We start from the raw sequence: 16015 nt of genomic DNA, 5'->3' as shown, positions 1-16015 counted from the left end.
CCTACACAGGCTCAAGGCAGGTATGCACATGCTCCCGCCAATAGACTCCACCCGCGCAACCTGATAAAAGCGCGCCGCACCTGAAATACGAGCGCGCCTGCGCAGATTTGCGCAATATTGGCCACTTCGACTGATCGACGGACAGAGATATGAAAATCAACGGTAACGCCATCCGCATCGGTAATGTCATCGAACACAAGGACCGCCTGTGGGTCGCGATGAAGACCCAGGCTGTGAAACCCGGCAAGGGCGGCGCCTTCAACCAGGTCGAGCTGAAGGACATCCGGTCCGGCACCAAGCTGAACGAGCGGTTCCGCGCCGACGAGCAGGTCGAGCGCGTCCGTCTGGAGCAGCGTCCGGCCCAGTTCCTCTTCGCCGAAGACAATCTGTTGACCTTCATGGACAACGAGACCTACGAGCAGACCCAGATCGACAAAAACCTGCTTGGCGACAATGCGGTGTTCCTGCAGGACGGCATGGAAGTGCAGATCGAAAGCCATGAAGGCGAGCCGCTTTCCGTGCAGATGCCGGAAACCGTCGTGCTCGAAATCGTCGAGGCCGACGCTGTGGTGAAGGGGCAGACCGCCTCCTCCTCCTACAAGCCGGCAATGCTCGAAAACGGCGTGAAGATCCTGGTGCCGCCACATATCGAAAGCGGCACCCGCGTTGTCGTGCGGACCGAAGACAGCACCTACGTCGAACGCGCCAAAGATTAAGGCTGGCCCAAAAAACCAAGGCTGGATGCCGGGATAGCCCGCATCGCCCTGACCCTGTTTGAACTGGAGAGACCATGGCGAGCCGTTCGCCCGCAATCAACGTGATGGTGAAGGCCGCCATGAAGGCGACCCGCCAGCTGCTGCACGATTTCAACGAGGTCGAACAGCTCCAGGTCTCGAAAAAAGGCCCTGCCGATTTCGTCTCCAACGCCGATACCGCCGCGGAAAACACCATCGTCGACGAGCTGAAATACGCCCGGCGCAATTACGGTTTCCTGCTTGAGGAAGGCAACGAAATCGAGAGCAAGGACGAGTTGAAGCGCCGCTGGATCATCGATCCGCTGGACGGCACCACGAACTTCCTGCACGGCATCCCGCACTTCGCGATTTCCATAGCGCTTGAGGAAGCCGGCGAAATCGTCTCCGCCGTGATCTACGAGCCGACCCGGGACGAGCTGTTCTGGGCGGAAAAGGGCAAGGGCGCGTTCCTGAACGACCGCCGCCTGCGCGTGTCAGCACGCCGGAACCTCGAGGACAGCGTTTTCGCCACCGGCATCCCGACTCTGCGTGGCGGCGATCATGCATTCTACCTGAAGCAGCTTGAAGCAGTGATGACCCGCTGTTCCTCCGTGCGCCGCCTCGGCGCCGCCGCGCTCGACCTCGCCTATGTCGCCGCCGGCCGGTATGACGGTTACTGGGAACGCGGCCTCAGCCCCTGGGACATCGCCGCCGGCCTGCTGATCGTGAAGGAAGCGGGCGGCTATTGCACCGACTACCGGAACCGGGACAAGGCTCTGGAAACCGGCGAGATCGTCGCTGCCAACGATCAGGTGCACGGCAAGCTCCTGAAAGTATTGCGGGACGCGACGAAGGCCTGACCCCGCTGCCGGCCCCCTGAAAAGGGGGCCGCAACTAAACCCGCAATTACTACGTGGTATTTAGCATAATTTTTTATTAACTAATCCCCGCGATTATCTGCCCTTACTTGCGCGTCACCTTGAACGCGCCACAGGGAGCGGGGGTTCGGGATGAACCAGTTTAAGATTTCTCAGCGCGTTCAATTGATCAGCATCATCGCCCTGATCGGCTTCTTTGCCATCGGCGGTATCCTGTTCTGGGAGCAATCGGTCAGGTCGGCTAATGCGGAACGGCAGCAGGCTGCGCTTGAGCGCATGGAGAAAATCACGTCCCTCTCCATGTTTTTCCTGAATGCCCGGCGCCGGGAAAAGGATTTCCTGCTCCGTTTTGATCCCGCCTATGTCGAGAAACACAGTCAGGTTTCCGCCAAGATCCACACGACTGTCGACACCCTGGTGCCCGACCTGTCAGGACAGGACCTCGATCTCCTGAAGCAGATGACCGCGGAATACGATGCGTACAACGCACAGTTCAAAATCGTCGTGGACAACTGGAGTCGCATGGGGCTGGACGAAAATTCCGGCCTGCGGGGCGAATTGCGTAGCGCCGTTCACAATGCGGAAGAACTGATCCAACAGCATGCGACCGACGATCTCATGGTGAAGCTGCTGATGATGCGGCGGCACGAGAAAGATTTCATCATCCGCAAGGATCCTAAATATATCGGGCGGCTGAATGACCGGATCAACGAATTCGGCGAAATTCTCGAAGCCAAGGAGCTGGACGCAGCGATCAAGTCCGACATCCTGAACACCCTGAAAGCCTACAAGACGAATTTTGCTGCCTTCACGGATCTGTCGCTCGGCATCAACGAGCAAACCGCGATCATGTCCGATATCTATGCCCAGGCGGAACCGATACTTGCCAAGCTCGAAGCAAATGTTCTGGCATCCTATGAGTCCGAAATGGCGAGCGTCGCCGCGGCGAACAGGCAGACCGTGACCGTCACCTCCGCCCTCATCCTGATAATCGCCATTGCCTGTCTCGCCATCGCTCAGCTCGTAGGCCGGTCCATCAGCCGTCCGGTCGGAGCGCTGTCTGCCCAGATGCTGAAACTGGCCGAAGGTGACAAGACGATCGAGGTGCCGATACGAGGCAAGGACGAGATCGCCGAGATGGCCCAAGCGGTCCAGGTCTTCAAGGACAACATGATCCGGAACGACCAGTTGCAAGCCGAATCCCAGGCCAGGCAGCAGCAGGAACTGCAGCGGGCAAGCGATGTGGATGCCCTGACCAGCGCGTTCGACGGCGATGTCGGAAAACTGCTCGAAGCCCTCTCCGCCGCCGCCGCCACACTGCAAAGCACATCAGAGGAAATGACCGAGACCGCCGAGGATTCCGGCAACCGGGCGACCGCCGTTGCCAGCGCCACCGAAGAGACCACGGCGAACGTGCAGACCGTCGCCACGGCCACCACGGAACTGTCCGCCTCGATCGCGGAAATATCCTCGCAGGTCGCCAACGCGACCGCCGTCGCCAATGAAGCGGCACGGCAGGCAGGCGAAACCTCCACCGTGATCGACGCGCTCAGCGAAACCGCCAGCCGGATTGGCGAAATCGTCACCCTGATCCGCGAGATCGCGGAACAGACCAATTTGCTGGCCCTGAACGCGACCATCGAGTCCGCCCGCGCAGGCGAAGCTGGCAAGGGCTTCGCGGTGGTCGCCTCGGAAGTAAAAAATCTCGCCGGTCAGACCGGCAAGGCCACGGAAGATATCGCGGCCCAGATCGGCGCGATCCAGGAGCGGACCTCCGGCGCGGTCGAAGCCATCCGTTCCATCGTTCTCAAGGTCGAGGAAATGGAGAACATCACCGGCTCCATCGCGGCCGCCGTCGAGGAGCAGAATGCTGCAACCCAGGATATTTCCCGGAACATCGAGGATGTCGCGGCCGCAGCGCAGGAAGTCAGCCAGAATGTCACCTTCGTCGGCGAGGCATCGCGGAACACCAGCCGCATGGCTGGCGACGTGCTGGGCGCCTCGTCGGAGATGAACGAAAAGTCTTCCACGCTCGGTCAGCGCATCAAGGACTTCCTGCAATCGGTCCGGGCGGCTTAACTGACGATACATCAACGACACGGTAAACAGGATCGGCTGTTGTCGCGAAAAGGCCTGTTGCGATAAGGTCATCGGTGAGATTAACCCTCCACCCGAGGACGCGCTGACATGGCCGGATCAACTACCCAGGGCAAGAGCCCCGTGTTTCTTCTCCTCGCGGGCCTGGTCGGGCTGTCGGCAGGCCCGGCGCTCAGTCAGGAAACCGTCTATATCGGCGGCACCGGCAGTTCGGTCGAGGTCAATCTCGACGTGCTCGATCAGCTCGGCACGCCGCCGACGGTTCCGCAGATGCTGCAGACCGATATCCGCCGTGGTCAGGTTGCTTCCGGGGCACCGCTACCCCTGCCGGGCGAAGCACGCGCGGCAGTGTCCCGCGGTGCTCCAATGCCCCCGCCAACAAGGCCGGCCAGCAGCCAGAGCCGCCGCGTGGTCACAGCCGGATCAACCGCGACACCGCTTGCACCCGCGCCCAGGAAGCCGACATTGCCGAGCGCGCGTAGCCAGGTCAGTGCCCCGGCTCCGACAACCATAACCCCGCGCGTTCCGGCCCCGGCCCGTGTCTCCGCACCGGTCCCGAATGCACCGAAGGTGGCCAGGGCTCCAGCCCCGATCGTTGCGCCTCCGGCCAAAGTCGCTATCCAGGCACCGGCTCCGAAAGCCCCAGCCCAAGCACCGAGTAAAGCACCGGAGACGAAGACCACGATCCCGGATATCACGATCCCGGCCGCGCCCAAGGCAACCACACGGACTGCTGCCATCGTTCCGCCGCCGCCCCCCGCTGCCATAACCACACCAACCGTCGCCGCGCCGACGGTTACATCCCCGTCCGCGAAAACGCCGGAACCGGCCAAGCGGGTCGCTTCCGCCTCCCCCGCCCCGAAAGCCACATCTCCCGCACCGAAAGCCTCCAGTGGCAGCGCTATCAGCATTGCTTTCGACACCGACGCCAAATCCCTGCCGGCAAGCGCCAGCGGGACGCTGGGCGAGATTGCGGAGAAAATGAAGGCAGACACGTCGATGCGGATCCAGCTTCTGGCCTATGCCAGTGCCGGCGCACGCTCCGAAGCCAAGGCCCGGCGGCTCTCCCTGTCCCGCGCCCTTGAGGTCCGCTCCTACCTGATCGGCAAGGGTGTCGCCAGCACGCGGATGGATGTGCGCGCGCTCGGCAACCAGGCGTCTTCGGGCTCCCCCGACCGTGTCGATCTGACTCTGGTCAATCGCTAAGGACGCCGACAGGTGTCATCAATCGCCGGAAATCTGCCGCATTTCTCGTCCATAGAACCAAACAGACTACCGGGCATAAGGCTTAAGCGGCCGCGGCCGGCCACAATCAGGGGATCGATCAGGTGACCAAACCAACGCGTTTTCTCGTCCGGATGGCGATCTTTCTGGCGCTTGTCACCGTGGTCGCGGTGCTTCTGGTCGGCGCGTTGCTGGACGCCTTCATGGCGAATGCCGCGCTGAACGGCATGATCCTGGCGACACTGGTCATCGGTATCCTCTATGTCGTCCGGCAGGTCATGTCGCTCGGGCCGGAAGTCGCCTGGATCGAATCCTACCGGTCCGGTCAGCCCGGCCTCTCCATGCAGCAGGCGCCGGCCCTGCTGGCGCCGGTCGCCACCATGCTGGGCGAACGCCGGGACGACCGGGTCAGCCTGTCCGCCATGTCCCTGCGCTCCCTGCTCGACAGCATCGATTCCCGGCTTGCGGAAAGCCGCGACATTTCCCGCTACATCGTCGGCCTGCTGATCTTCCTCGGCCTGCTCGGCACCTTCTGGGGCCTGCTGCAAACAGTCGGCGCGGTCGGCACCGTAATCGGCAGTCTCAGTATCGAGAGCGGCGATATCGGCAGCGTCTTCGGCGATCTGAAGACCGGGCTGGAATCCCCTCTGAACGGCATGGCGACTGCCTTCAGCTCCTCCCTCTTCGGTCTCGCCGGCTCGCTCGTCCTCGGCTTCATGGAGCTGCAACTCGGCCAGGCCCAGAACCGGTTTTACAACGATCTCGAGGAATGGCTGTCGGGCCTGACCCGGCTCAGCTCCGGTGGTGGCGTACTCGCGGACGGAGAACATTCCGCCAGCGCCTACCAGACCGCGCTGTGGGAACAGACGGCGGACAGTCTCGACAAGCTGCAGCGGGTCATCCTGCGCAGCGAGGATGACCGCCGGCAGGCCAACACCAACCTGATGTCCCTGAACGAGAAGCTCGGCACCCTGGTCGAGCAGATGCGCAGCGATCAGGACCTGATGCGGAAGATCGGCGAGGCCCAGCTGGAGATCCGGCCGGTGCTGGCAAAGATCGCGGAAGGCCAGACAAGCGGCCGGGATGAGCTTATGCGCAGTCATCTGCGCAATATCGAAGCTTATGTCGCCCGTCTGGTCGAGGAAAGCTCCGAGGGCCGGAACCGCACCGTGGAGGAAATCCGCCAGGAGATCCGCTTGGTCGCCCGGACCATCGCGGCGCTCGCCGAAGAAGAACGCTAGGAGAGCGCGGCCATGTCCGCCCGCAGCCGCGCCTCGACGCGCGAAACCAATATCTGGCCGGGGTTCGTCGACGCGCTCGCCACCCTGCTGATGGTCATCATCTTCGTGCTGATGGTGTTCATCGTCTCGCAATTCTACCTGACCCAGGCGCTGTCCGGCCGGGACGAGGCCCTGCACCGGCTGGAAGCCCAGATCTCCGAGCTTTCCGAACTCCTGAACCTGGAGCGGGAAACCAACACCGAACTCCGCCTCAATGTCGCCCAGCTCTCGACCGAGCTGCAGGCCTCCATCTCCCGCCGCGATGCGTTGAGCCAACAGGTCACCCAGCTGGTCTCCCAGCGCGACCAGCTTGAGGATCGGCTGGCCGCTGCCGTGCACGACCGGGCAAGCATGACCCAGCGCCTGAGCGAGCTCGAGAACGGCCGTGCCGGGCTGGAAGAACGGCTGACCGAAGTCCTCAGCGAACGCGATGCCCTGATGGCCAAACTGCGCTCCGTCGAAAACGACATGGCGATCGCCAAAGCCGAGCGGGACGAAGTCACGGCCGGGCTCGAGGATGCCTTCAAGGTCATCCAGGCGGACCGGGAAACCATCACCACCCAGTTGAAGGATCTGGAGAGCCTGCGCCGCGATCTGGTCGCCCTGAAACAGGCCCGCCGGAATCTGGAAGCAGAGGTTGCCGACCTGGCCTCCCAGAAGCTCGCCCTGCAGAAGACCTTGGCCCAGAGCGAACAAGAGCGCGAGACAGCGGAACTCAGCGCCGAGGAACGCAAGCAGAGGATCGACGCGCTGGTCGCCGAGATGACCCAGGTCCGGGACCGCAGCAAGGAGCTGACCGCCGCGCTCAACGAGAGCGAGGAACGCACCCTGCTGCAGCAGAAGGAAATCGCCGAACGCGATGTCCGGCTGTCCGAACTGACAGCCGATTTCTACGATACCGCCTCCGCGCTCGGTGCCGAGAAGGAAATATCCTCCAAGGCGCAGGAAGCGGTCGCCTTGCTGAACCGGCAGATGCGGGCCCTGCGTCAACAGCTGCTCGCCCTGCAGGAGGCGATGGACGCTCTGGAAGCGAAGAACAAGGAACAGAATGTCGAGATCGTCGATCTCGGCGCCAAGCTGAACCGGGCGCTCGCCACCAAGGTGCAGGAACTGGCGAAATTCCGCTCCGAGTTTTTCGGCCGCCTGCGCGAGGTGCTGAACGACCGGCAGGGCATCCGCATCGTCGGCGACCGTTTCGTCTTCCAGTCCGAAGTGCTGTTCGACAGCGGCTCGGACCAGATCGGCCCGGCGGGCGAAATCCAGCTCCGCCAGTTTGCGGACGAGCTGAAGGATATCGCCGCCAAGATCCCGACAGGCATCGACTGGATCCTGCAGGTAGAGGGTCACACGGACCCGGTGCCGATCTTCAACGAGCGCTTCAAGAACAACTGGGACCTCTCCGCCGCCCGCGCCATCTCGGTCGTGCAGACGCTGATCTCGGAGGGCATCCCGGCCGGCAAACTCTCAGCCACCGGCTACGGCGAATTCCAGCCGATTGACGTGCGCAAGGACGAGATCGGCAACAGGCGGAACCGCCGGATCGAGATGAAGCTGACACAGCGGTAGATTTGTAACGATCATCCCGGTCGGAGAGCCGAAACCTAGACGATCACCGACCGCGCCCGCCATCCATGGATCCCGACCTGAATCGGGATCCACAGCGCCGAGGTCGCGCCCTACTCCGCCGAAATGGCCATACCCGCCGCCGCGGAATCCGCGAATTGCAGCTCGGCGAGGTGCCGGTAGAGCGGGTTGCTTTCCAGCAACTCGGAATGTTTGCCCTCGGCGATCAGGCGGCCGTCTTCCAGCACCAGGATGCGGTCGGCCTTCAGCACTGTCGCAAGCCTATGGGCAATCACAAGCGTCGTCCGGCCCGGCATGATGGCTTCGAGCGCCTTCTGCACGGCCCGCTCGCTCTCGGCGTCGAGCGCGCTGGTCGCCTCGTCGAGCAGCAGGATGACCGGATCGCGCAGAATGGCGCGGGCGATGGCGATACGCTGGCGCTGGCCGCCGGAGAGGCGCACGCCTTTTTCGCCGAGATGGGTCTGGAACCCTTCCGGCAGCGCCTCAATGAAGCTTTTCGCATTGGCGGCTTCGGCGGCGGCGATCACGTCGGCATCAGCGGCATCGGGGCGGCCGTAGCGGATATTCTCCATCGCATTGTCGGAGAAGATCACCGGCTCCTGCGGCACCATCCCGATCAGGGAGCGAAAGGCGCGCGGGTCGGCTTCGGTCAGATCGACACCGTCAATCCGGATATGCCCCGCCTGCGGATCGTAGAAGCGCAGCAGAAGCTGAAAGATAGTCGACTTCCCCGCTCCTGAAGGCCCAACGATGGCGACACGCTCGCCAGGCTTCACCGACGCGGTGAAACCGCTGAGCGACGGGGTATCAGAACGGGCCGGGTATGAGAAATCGACACCCTCGAAGCTGACGAGCCCCTTTGCCGGATCGGTCAGCGGCACTGGATTGCCTGGCGCGGAGACGTCACTCTCCGCCTGCAGGAGGCCCATCAGACGCTCCATGGCGCCCGCGGCCCGCTGCAGGTCGCCAAGGACCTCTGAGAGGGCTCCCGTGGAGCCTGCGACGACAGCAGCATAGAAGACGAAGGCGGAAAGCTCGCCGGCGCTGATCCGTCCGGCCAGAACATCCCTGCCGCCGATCCACAGAATGACGGCGATGGAGCCGAACACCAGCGAGATGACGATGGCGGTCAGGGCCGCACGGGCCCGGATCCGGCCGAGGGCGGCATTCAGCGCATTCTCGACCCGGGTACCGAACCGTTCCCGGTCCACCGGCTCATGGGCGAAGGCCTGCACGGCGCGGATGCCGTAAAGCGTTTCCTCCGCATAGGAGCCGAGATCGGCCACCCTGTCCTGAGTATCGCGGGAAAGCCGCCGCACCTTGCGGCCAAGCACGATGATCGGAATCACCACAATGGGCACGACCAGCAGGACATAGCCGGACAGCTTGGCGCTGGTGATCAGCAGCATGACCAGCGCGCCGGCGAACAACAGCGTGTTGCGCAGGGCGATGGAGACGGAGGAGCCGACCACGGTCTGCACCAGCGTGGTGTCCGTCGCAAGACGAGACAAAAGCTCGCCCGTGCGCGTGGTCTCGAAGAAGCCGGGGCTTAGGGAGATCATGTGATTGAAAACCGCCTTGCGGATATCGGCCACCACCCGCTCGCCGATCCAGGAGACGAGAAAGAACCGCGCATAGCTTGAGCCGGCCAGCAGAACCACCACCCCCATCAGGACGATCACCGCTCGGTCCAGCAGCGCCGGATCGCCCGCCGAGAACCCCTTGTCGACCAGCAGGCGGAGCCCGTTGCCCATGGCCAGCACGGTGACGGCGGCGACGATCAGCGCCACCGCCGCACCCGCGACCTGCAACCGGTAGGGCCGGACGAATGGCATCAAAGCCCTCAAGGGGCCAAGATTGCGCCGGCTATTCTGTTCGCTCATATCGGATTCCCGTAAAAACAGGTCCCTTCGCCCTTGCGCTCGGTCCCTGTCTCCTTTATATCGTCGCGCTCTTATTCACGGATTGATACCCGCGCCCATCAACGCTCGGGGGCAGGAGTACGAAAAATGAAGGCTGATATCCATCCCGAATATCACGCGATCACTGTCGTGATGACCGATGGCACCGAATACCAGACCCAGTCGACCTGGGGTAAAGAGGGCGACGTGCTTCGGCTCGAAATCGATCCGCTGACCCATCCGGCATGGACTGGCCAGCACCGGATCCTCGACAGCGGCGGTCAGGTTGCTCGCTTCAACAAGCGCTTCGCCAACCTCGGCATTTAAGACCATTTGCCGCAGGCTTCGGCCCGCGGAAACTGAAACGGGCGTCCTTCGGGGCGCCCGTTTTCGTTTGTGTATTTTTACCTCTTGAATCCGATTTTCCCCTTTCCCACGTTTTGGTCAGGCGTCGTTGCCAGTTTCGGGACGATGTCACTGTAACGCCACCCGGCCAGATATATGGCGGGTGACAGATTGACGACCATGTTGCTTGGAAAGGATATGGACCCTATGCGTACGATCGATTTTTCCCCGATGTTCCGTAATTCCGTCGGTTTCGACCGCATGGCGCAGCTTGCCGATACGGCGCTTCGCACCACTGCGGCCGGCAATCAGACAACCTACCCGCCTTACAATATCGAGAAGGTCAGCGATGACGACTACCGGATCTCGATGGCGGTCGCCGGATTCGCCGAACAGGATATCGACGTCACCGTGAACCAGAATTCCCTCATTATCACCGGTAAGGTCGAGAAGACCGACGACGGTGAGAATCGGGAATTCCTGCATCGCGGCATCGCCGAACGCGCCTTCGAGCGTCGATTCGAGCTTGCTGATTTCATCAAGGTGACCGGCGCCAATCTGGAGAATGGACTGCTCCATGTCTCCCTCGTGCGCGAAATCCCCGAAGAGGCGAAACCGCGCAAAATTGAAGTGCGCCCGTCTGTGAAGGCGATCGAAGGCAAGAAAGCGGCTTAACCCCCCACCGCTTTTCTGGCCTCGTAATGAAGAATGCCCGGACCGCTCCCCCTCGGTCCGGGCATTTTGTTTTCTGCGCGTCCGGCATCACATCACCCAACGCCATCATCCCGGTCGGAATAACGACGGGGGAGAAACTCAGGCCGCAGCGGGCTTCAGCTCGAGAGCCGTCTCGCAGCGGCTTATCCAGGCTGAGAGGTTCGGCCGGGTGGACAGGTCGAAACCGCCCTCTCCCGCCAGCCGCGTGTAAGCGAGCAAGGATATGTCCGCCACGGACAAGGCTTCACCGACCAGGAAGCTCTTGCCCGCAAGCTGGGCTTCCATATGGTCCAGCGCCGCCTCGGCCCGCTCCACCCGCCAGGCTTCGCGCTCGTCAGCCGACCGACCCTGATAGACCATGTGGAATCGGCAGACGGCGACATAGGGCTCGTGGTTGTACTGCTCCCAGAACAGCCATTCGTTCACCTTGGCCCGCAGGAACGGGTCTTCCGGCAGCAGCGCCGTATTCGCCGCCAGATAGAGCAGCACTGCGTTGGATTGGGCCAGCGTTTTACCACCGCCGAAATCCACCGCCGGCACCTGACCAGCCGGGTTCACCGTCAGGAATTCCGGCGTCCGGCTTTCCCCCGTCATGATGTCGACATCGACAAACCGGTAGCCGAGGCCGAGCCAGTCCGCCGCATAGACGATCTTCAGACAGTTTCCGGAACGCCGGTCACCATAAAGCGTGAAGGCTGGCGTACTCACGCACGCTTTTCCCGGCTGGAGTAGCTGAGCGGCTGCGGCAGGCGAGCGACCATTTCCTTCGGCACAATCTGCCAGAAATGACCCATCTCCTGGCCCCAATTGATCAACAGACGCTCGGCGAAGCGGGACTGGGTCTGCTCCACATGCTCCTGCACCAGACGCTTCAGGGCCGCTTCCCAATAATCCGTCTCGATCCGCTGCCAGAGCACCGACTCGGGATTGACGTTATGCTCGAAGCGGCCGTCCGAATCGTAGACGAAGGCCATGCCGCCGGTCATGCCCGCGGCAAAGTTCTCACCCACCGGGCCGAGCTGCACGACGGTACCGCCGGTCATGTATTCACAACCGTTCGAGCCACAGCCCTCGACCACCGCATCGGCGCCGGAGTTCCGCACCGCGAACCGTTCACCCGCCTGCCCGGCAGCGAAGAGCTGCCCCGCAGTCGCCCCGTACAGCACGGTGTTGCCGACAATGGTGTTCTCGTTCGAGGCAAAGCGCGCCGCCGTCATCGGCCGGATGACGATGGTGCCGCCGGAGAGGCCCTTGCCGACATAGTCGTTGGCATCGCCGAACACTTCCAGCTTCAGGCCCTGCACCGCGAAGGCACCGAGGGACTGGCCGGCAGAGCCGCGCAGGCGCACGGTGATGTGCCCCGGCTGAAGCCCGAACATGCCGTATTTCCGGGTGATCCGGGAGCTGAGCTTGGTGCCGATGGCGCGCAGCGTGTTGGCGATATTGTAGGTGAGCTGCATCTTCTCGCCGCCCTCGAGCGCCGGCTGCGCATCCTTGATCATCTGCGCGTCCAGCGTCTCCGGCACCTCGTTCCGGCCCTCGACCGCATTCATCACCGGCAGCCCGCCGCTATCGGCGCGCACCAGGATCGGGTTCAGGTCGAGATCGTCGAGAGACGGATCGCCGCGGCTGACCTGATGCAACAGGTCGGTCCGGCCGATCACTTCTTCCAGCGACCGGACACCGAGTTCAGCGAGAATCTCGCGTACTTCCTCGGCAACGAAGGAGAACAGGTTCACCACCTTTTCCGGCGTGCCGTCGAACTTGGCGCGCAGGCTCTGATCCTGGGTGCAGACCCCGACCGGGCAGGTGTTGCTGTGGCACTGGCGCACCATGATGCAACCCATCGCGACCAGCGAAGCCGTTCCGATACCGAATTCCTCGGCCCCGAGAATGGCGCCGATGACCACGTCACGGCCGGTCCGGAAACCACCATCGACGCGCAGCGAAACCTTGTGCCGGAGCCGGTTCAGGGTGAGCACCTGATGCACTTCGGAGAGGCCCATTTCCCATGGAATACCGGCATATTTTATGCTGGTCTGCGGGCTGGCGCCGGTGCCGCCGCCATGGCCCGAAATCAGGATCGTGTCCGCCTTCGCCTTGGCGACGCCGGCGGCAATCGTGCCGATACCGGAAGAAGCCACCAGCTTCACGCAAACACGCGCATCCGGGTTGATCTGCTTCAGGTCGTAGATCAGCTGCGCCAGATCCTCGATCGAGTAGATATCGTGGTGCGGCGGCGGCGAAATCAGGGTCACGCCTTCGGTCGAGTGCCGCAGCTTGGCGATCATCGAGTTGACCTTGATGCCTGGAAGCTGCCCGCCTTCGCCCGGCTTGGCGCCTTGGGCGACCTTGATTTCAAGCTCGCGGCAATTGTTCAGATACTCCGCCGTGACGCCGAAGCGGCCGGAGGCGACCTGCTTGATGGCCGAGCTCGGATTGTCGCCGTTCGGACGTGGCTTGAAGCGTGCCGGGTCCTCGCCGCCCTCACCGGAATCCGACTTGGCGCCGATACGGTTCATGGCGATGGAGAGGGTCTCGTGCGCCTCCGGGCTGAGTGCCCCGAGGGAGATACCCGGCGCCACCAGCCGCTTGCGGATCTCGGTGATGGAGGAGACGTCTTCCAGCGCCACTTCCTCGCCGGTCGGCTTGAAGCCAAGCAGATCGCGCAGATTGATCGGTTTCTGGGCGTAGATCTCGTTCGCATAGTTTTTGTAGAGGTGATAGCTGTCCGTCGCGACCGCGTGCTGCAGGGTATGCATCATCGGCCCGTCGAACGCATGCCGCTCGCCCTGGCGGCGGAACCGGTAAAGCCCGCCGATCGGCAGCGTCACCACCGTCTCATCGAACGCCTTGCGGTGCTGCTCAAGCGCCTTCTTCTGGATGCCTGGCAGGCCGAGGCCGGAAATCCGCGAGGACATGCCCGGGAAGAACCGGGCGACCAGAGAACGGGACAGCCCGACGGATTCGAAATTGTAGCCGCCGCGATAGGAAGACAGCACGGAGATGCCCATCTTGGACATCACCTTCAGGATGCCGTCCTGGATCGCTTTACGATAAGCGCCGACACAGTCGCTGAGCGTCTTGTCGCCGAACAGGCCGCGCGCATGCCGGTCGGCAATAGCTTCCTGGGCGAGATAGGCATTTACCGTGGTGGCGCCGACACCGATCAGCACGCAGAAGTAATGCGTATCGAGGCATTCACCGGTCTGCACGTTGATCGACGTGAATGTCCGGAGCTGCTGCCGCACCAGATAGGAATGTACCGCGCCGGTGGCAAGAATCATCGGGATTGCCGCCCGCGTCGCGCAGATCGCCTTGTCCGACAGCACGACGTGGGTGCAGCCACCACGCACCGCGTCTTCAGCCTCGCGCTGAATGCGGTCGATGGCTTCCGCCAGCGCAGATTCGCCGCCTGAGACGTCGAAGGTGCAGTCGATCTCTTCCGCCGTGTCGCCCATATAATCCCGCATCGCCTGGAACTCGGCGTTCGAGAGGACCGGGGATTCGAGCAGCAGGTGTTCGCACTGTTCTTCGGTCTCATCCAGGATGTTGCCGAGGTTGCCAAGGCGCGTGCGCAGGGTCATCACCCGGCGTTCGCGCAGACTGTCGATCGGCGGGTTCGTCACCTGGCTGAAATTCTGCCGGAAGAAATGGTGCAGGCCGCGATATTTCTCGGACAGCACCGCCAGCGGCGTATCGTCGCCCATTGAGCCGATGGCTTCCTTGCCACCATCCGCCATGGGCTGCAGGATCAGTTCCATATCCTCAAGCGACCAACCGGAAACCACCTGGCGGCGGCGCAGATCGTCGCGCTCCAGACCCGGCTTCTCCTCGTGGTGGCTCTTGATCAGCTTGTCGATCTTCGTGCTCTGCTTGATCCACTTGCCGAACGGCCGGGAGGACGCGAGGTGCGCCTTCAGTTCGGCATCGTGGTAGAGCTTGCCGCTGATCAGGTCGACCGCGATCATCTGACCCGGATCGAGCCGGCCCTTCTCGATAATGTTCTTGTCCTTGATCCGCACCATGCCGGTTTCGGACCCGGCGATAAGCAGGCCGTTGTCGGTTACGCTGTAGCGCATCGGGCGCAGGCCGTTCCGGTCCATGCCGCCGAGCACCCAGTGCCCGCCATAAGCGGCAATCGCCGCCGGACCGTCCCATGGTTCCATGACCGCGTTGCAATAGGCATAGAGATCACGCAATTCCTGGGTCAGGTTGCCGCCATCTGCGACCGCCTCCGGGATCATCATGCTCTTCACCATGGGCAGGGCCCGACCGGCCCGGACCATCAGCTCGAACACTGCATCCAGCGCGGCGCTGTCGGAGCTGCCGTCCTGGATCACCGGCTTGATATCCTCGATCTCGTCGCCGAACGTATCCGCCGCCATCCGGGTCTCGTGGCTGCGCATCCAGTTCCAGCAGCCCTTCAGCGTGTTGATCTCACCGTTATGGGCAAGCACGCGGAACGGCTGGGCAGCGCGCCAGGCCGGGAAAGTGTTGGTCGAATAGCGCTGGTGATAGATCGCGAAGTTGGAGACAAAACGCTCGTCCAGCAGATCCGGGAAGAACTCGGAAACCTGCTCTGCCAGGAACATGCCCTTGTAGATGATCGAACGGCAGGACAGGGAGCAGATGTAGAAATCGGTAATGTTTTCGGCCAGCGCGGCGCGCTCGATCCGGCGCCGGATCAGGTAGAGATCACGCTCGAACTTGATCTCATCCGCCCCGGCAGGACCGGAGACCATGATTTGCTCGATTTCCGGGCGGGTGGCGTTCGCCTTCTCGCCGATCACATCGACATTCACCGGCACCTGGCGCCAGCCGAAGATCTTGTAGCCGCGCGACAGGATCTCTTCCTCGACGATACAACGGCAGCGTTCTTGCGCTGCCAAATCGGTACGTGGCAGGAACACCATGCCGACGGCGATCAGGCTGTCGCCGACCGCCTGCCCGGCGCGCTCCACATGCTCGCGGAAGAAATCCTGCGGGATCTGCAGATGGATGCCGGCACCGTCGCCGGTCTTGCCGTCCGCATCGACCGCGCCCCGGTGCCAGATCGCCTTCAGGGCCTGGATACCGGCTTCAACAACGTCGCGCCGCGGCGTGCCGTCGATGGAGGCAACAAAGCCGACGCCGCAATTCTCGTGCTCGTCTGCCGGGTTATACGCGTGGGCGGCCTCAAGCCTTTCCACGTTCGCTTTCCAGTCAGCCACGAAGGCGTCGCCGCCGGTCATCGGAAATTGGTTATCCTGTTTCAT

11 protein-coding genes are annotated in these 16015 nt (G+C 62.8%); 8 read left to right on the top strand and 3 right to left on the bottom strand.

Annotated features, from left to right (window positions below; all coding sequences use genetic code 11):
• The first annotated feature begins 149 nt into the window (after nt 1-149).
• The 6 genes from efp (at nt 150) to K328_RS0121215 (ending at nt 7779) form a co-directional block, all read left to right on the top strand.
• Nucleotides 150-716, top strand: a complete 567-nt coding sequence (gene efp / locus K328_RS0121245) for an elongation factor P (protein ID WP_028467682.1) — start codon at nt 150-152, stop codon at nt 714-716.
• Between the two features lie 74 nt (nt 717-790).
• The gene (locus K328_RS0121240; RefSeq protein WP_028467681.1) at nt 791-1594 is read left to right on the top strand and encodes an inositol monophosphatase family protein; all 804 of its coding nucleotides are present in this window, start codon (nt 791-793) and stop codon (nt 1592-1594) included.
• A gap of 150 nt (nt 1595-1744) precedes the next feature.
• Nucleotides 1745-3691 carry a methyl-accepting chemotaxis protein gene (locus K328_RS0121235; protein WP_051285357.1) on the top strand — a complete coding sequence of 649 codons (1947 nt, stop codon included), beginning with the start codon at nt 1745-1747 and terminating at the stop codon, nt 3689-3691.
• 108 nt (nt 3692-3799) lie between these two features.
• On the top strand, nt 3800-4915 hold the full coding sequence (locus tag K328_RS26510; RefSeq protein ID WP_084608469.1) for an OmpA family protein: 1116 nt from the start codon (nt 3800-3802) through the stop codon (nt 4913-4915).
• Between the two features lie 122 nt (nt 4916-5037).
• Entirely contained in the window at nt 5038-6174 is a 1137-nt protein-coding gene (locus K328_RS0121220; protein WP_028467677.1) for a hypothetical protein, read from the top strand.
• A 12-nt stretch (nt 6175-6186) separates the two neighbouring features.
• Nucleotides 6187-7779: an OmpA family protein gene (locus tag K328_RS0121215; protein ID WP_028467676.1), complete on the top strand. Its 1593-nt coding sequence runs from the start codon at nt 6187-6189 to the stop codon at nt 7777-7779.
• 110 nt (nt 7780-7889) lie between these two features.
• On the opposite strand, the gene K328_RS0121210 is transcribed toward K328_RS0121215, so the two are convergent.
• The gene (locus K328_RS0121210) at nt 7890-9680 is read right to left on the bottom strand and encodes an ABC transporter transmembrane domain-containing protein (RefSeq protein ID WP_028467675.1); all 1791 of its coding nucleotides are present in this window, start codon (nt 9678-9680) and stop codon (nt 7890-7892) included.
• A gap of 126 nt (nt 9681-9806) precedes the next feature.
• Here K328_RS0121210 and rpmE point away from each other — a divergent pair, with 126 nt between their 5' ends.
• Nucleotides 9807-10025, top strand: coding sequence for a 50S ribosomal protein L31 (gene rpmE, locus K328_RS0121205; protein ID WP_028467674.1), 219 nt, complete (start codon nt 9807-9809; stop codon nt 10023-10025).
• 225 nt (nt 10026-10250) lie between these two features.
• A complete protein-coding gene (locus tag K328_RS0121200) occupies nt 10251-10718 on the top strand; it encodes an Hsp20 family protein (RefSeq protein ID WP_028467673.1) in 468 nt (155 codons plus the stop codon).
• Nucleotides 10719-10856: 138 nt separating this feature from the next.
• On the opposite strand, the gene K328_RS0121195 is transcribed toward K328_RS0121200, so the two are convergent.
• Together K328_RS0121195 and gltB are read right to left on the bottom strand one after the other, a co-directional pair.
• Nucleotides 10857-11465 carry a glutathione S-transferase family protein gene (locus K328_RS0121195; protein WP_028467672.1) on the bottom strand — a complete coding sequence of 203 codons (609 nt, stop codon included), beginning with the start codon at nt 11463-11465 and terminating at the stop codon, nt 10857-10859.
• Nucleotides 11462-16015, bottom strand: coding sequence for a glutamate synthase large subunit (gene gltB / locus K328_RS0121190; RefSeq protein ID WP_051285409.1), 4554 nt, complete (start codon nt 16013-16015; stop codon nt 11462-11464). Before gltB ends, K328_RS0121195 begins: the two co-directional genes overlap by 4 nt.

The sequence above is a fragment of the Nisaea denitrificans DSM 18348 genome, assembly GCF_000426505.1.
Classification (GTDB): Bacteria; Pseudomonadota; Alphaproteobacteria; order Thalassobaculales; family Thalassobaculaceae; genus Nisaea; species Nisaea denitrificans.
The sequence above is the reverse complement of the archived record's forward strand: the minus strand, read 5'-3'. Positions and strand labels throughout refer to the sequence as shown.

Coding starts and splice junctions, on each gene's coding strand:
- K328_RS0121215 (WP_028467676.1), top strand. CDS start 6,187: ATGTCCGCCCGCAGCCGCGCCTCGACGCGCGAAACCAATATCTGGCCG.
- K328_RS0121210 (WP_028467675.1), bottom strand. CDS start 9,680: ATGAGCGAACAGAATAGCCGGCGCAATCTTGGCCCCTTGAGGGCTTTG.
- efp (WP_028467682.1), top strand. CDS start 150: ATGAAAATCAACGGTAACGCCATCCGCATCGGTAATGTCATCGAACAC.
- K328_RS0121235 (WP_051285357.1), top strand. CDS start 1,745: ATGAACCAGTTTAAGATTTCTCAGCGCGTTCAATTGATCAGCATCATC.
- rpmE (WP_028467674.1), top strand. CDS start 9,807: ATGAAGGCTGATATCCATCCCGAATATCACGCGATCACTGTCGTGATG.
- K328_RS0121200 (WP_028467673.1), top strand. CDS start 10,251: ATGCGTACGATCGATTTTTCCCCGATGTTCCGTAATTCCGTCGGTTTC.
- K328_RS26510 (WP_084608469.1), top strand. CDS start 3,800: ATGGCCGGATCAACTACCCAGGGCAAGAGCCCCGTGTTTCTTCTCCTC.
- gltB (WP_051285409.1), bottom strand. CDS start 16,015: ATGAAACAGGATAACCAATTTCCGATGACCGGCGGCGACGCCTTCGTG.
- K328_RS0121240 (WP_028467681.1), top strand. CDS start 791: ATGGCGAGCCGTTCGCCCGCAATCAACGTGATGGTGAAGGCCGCCATG.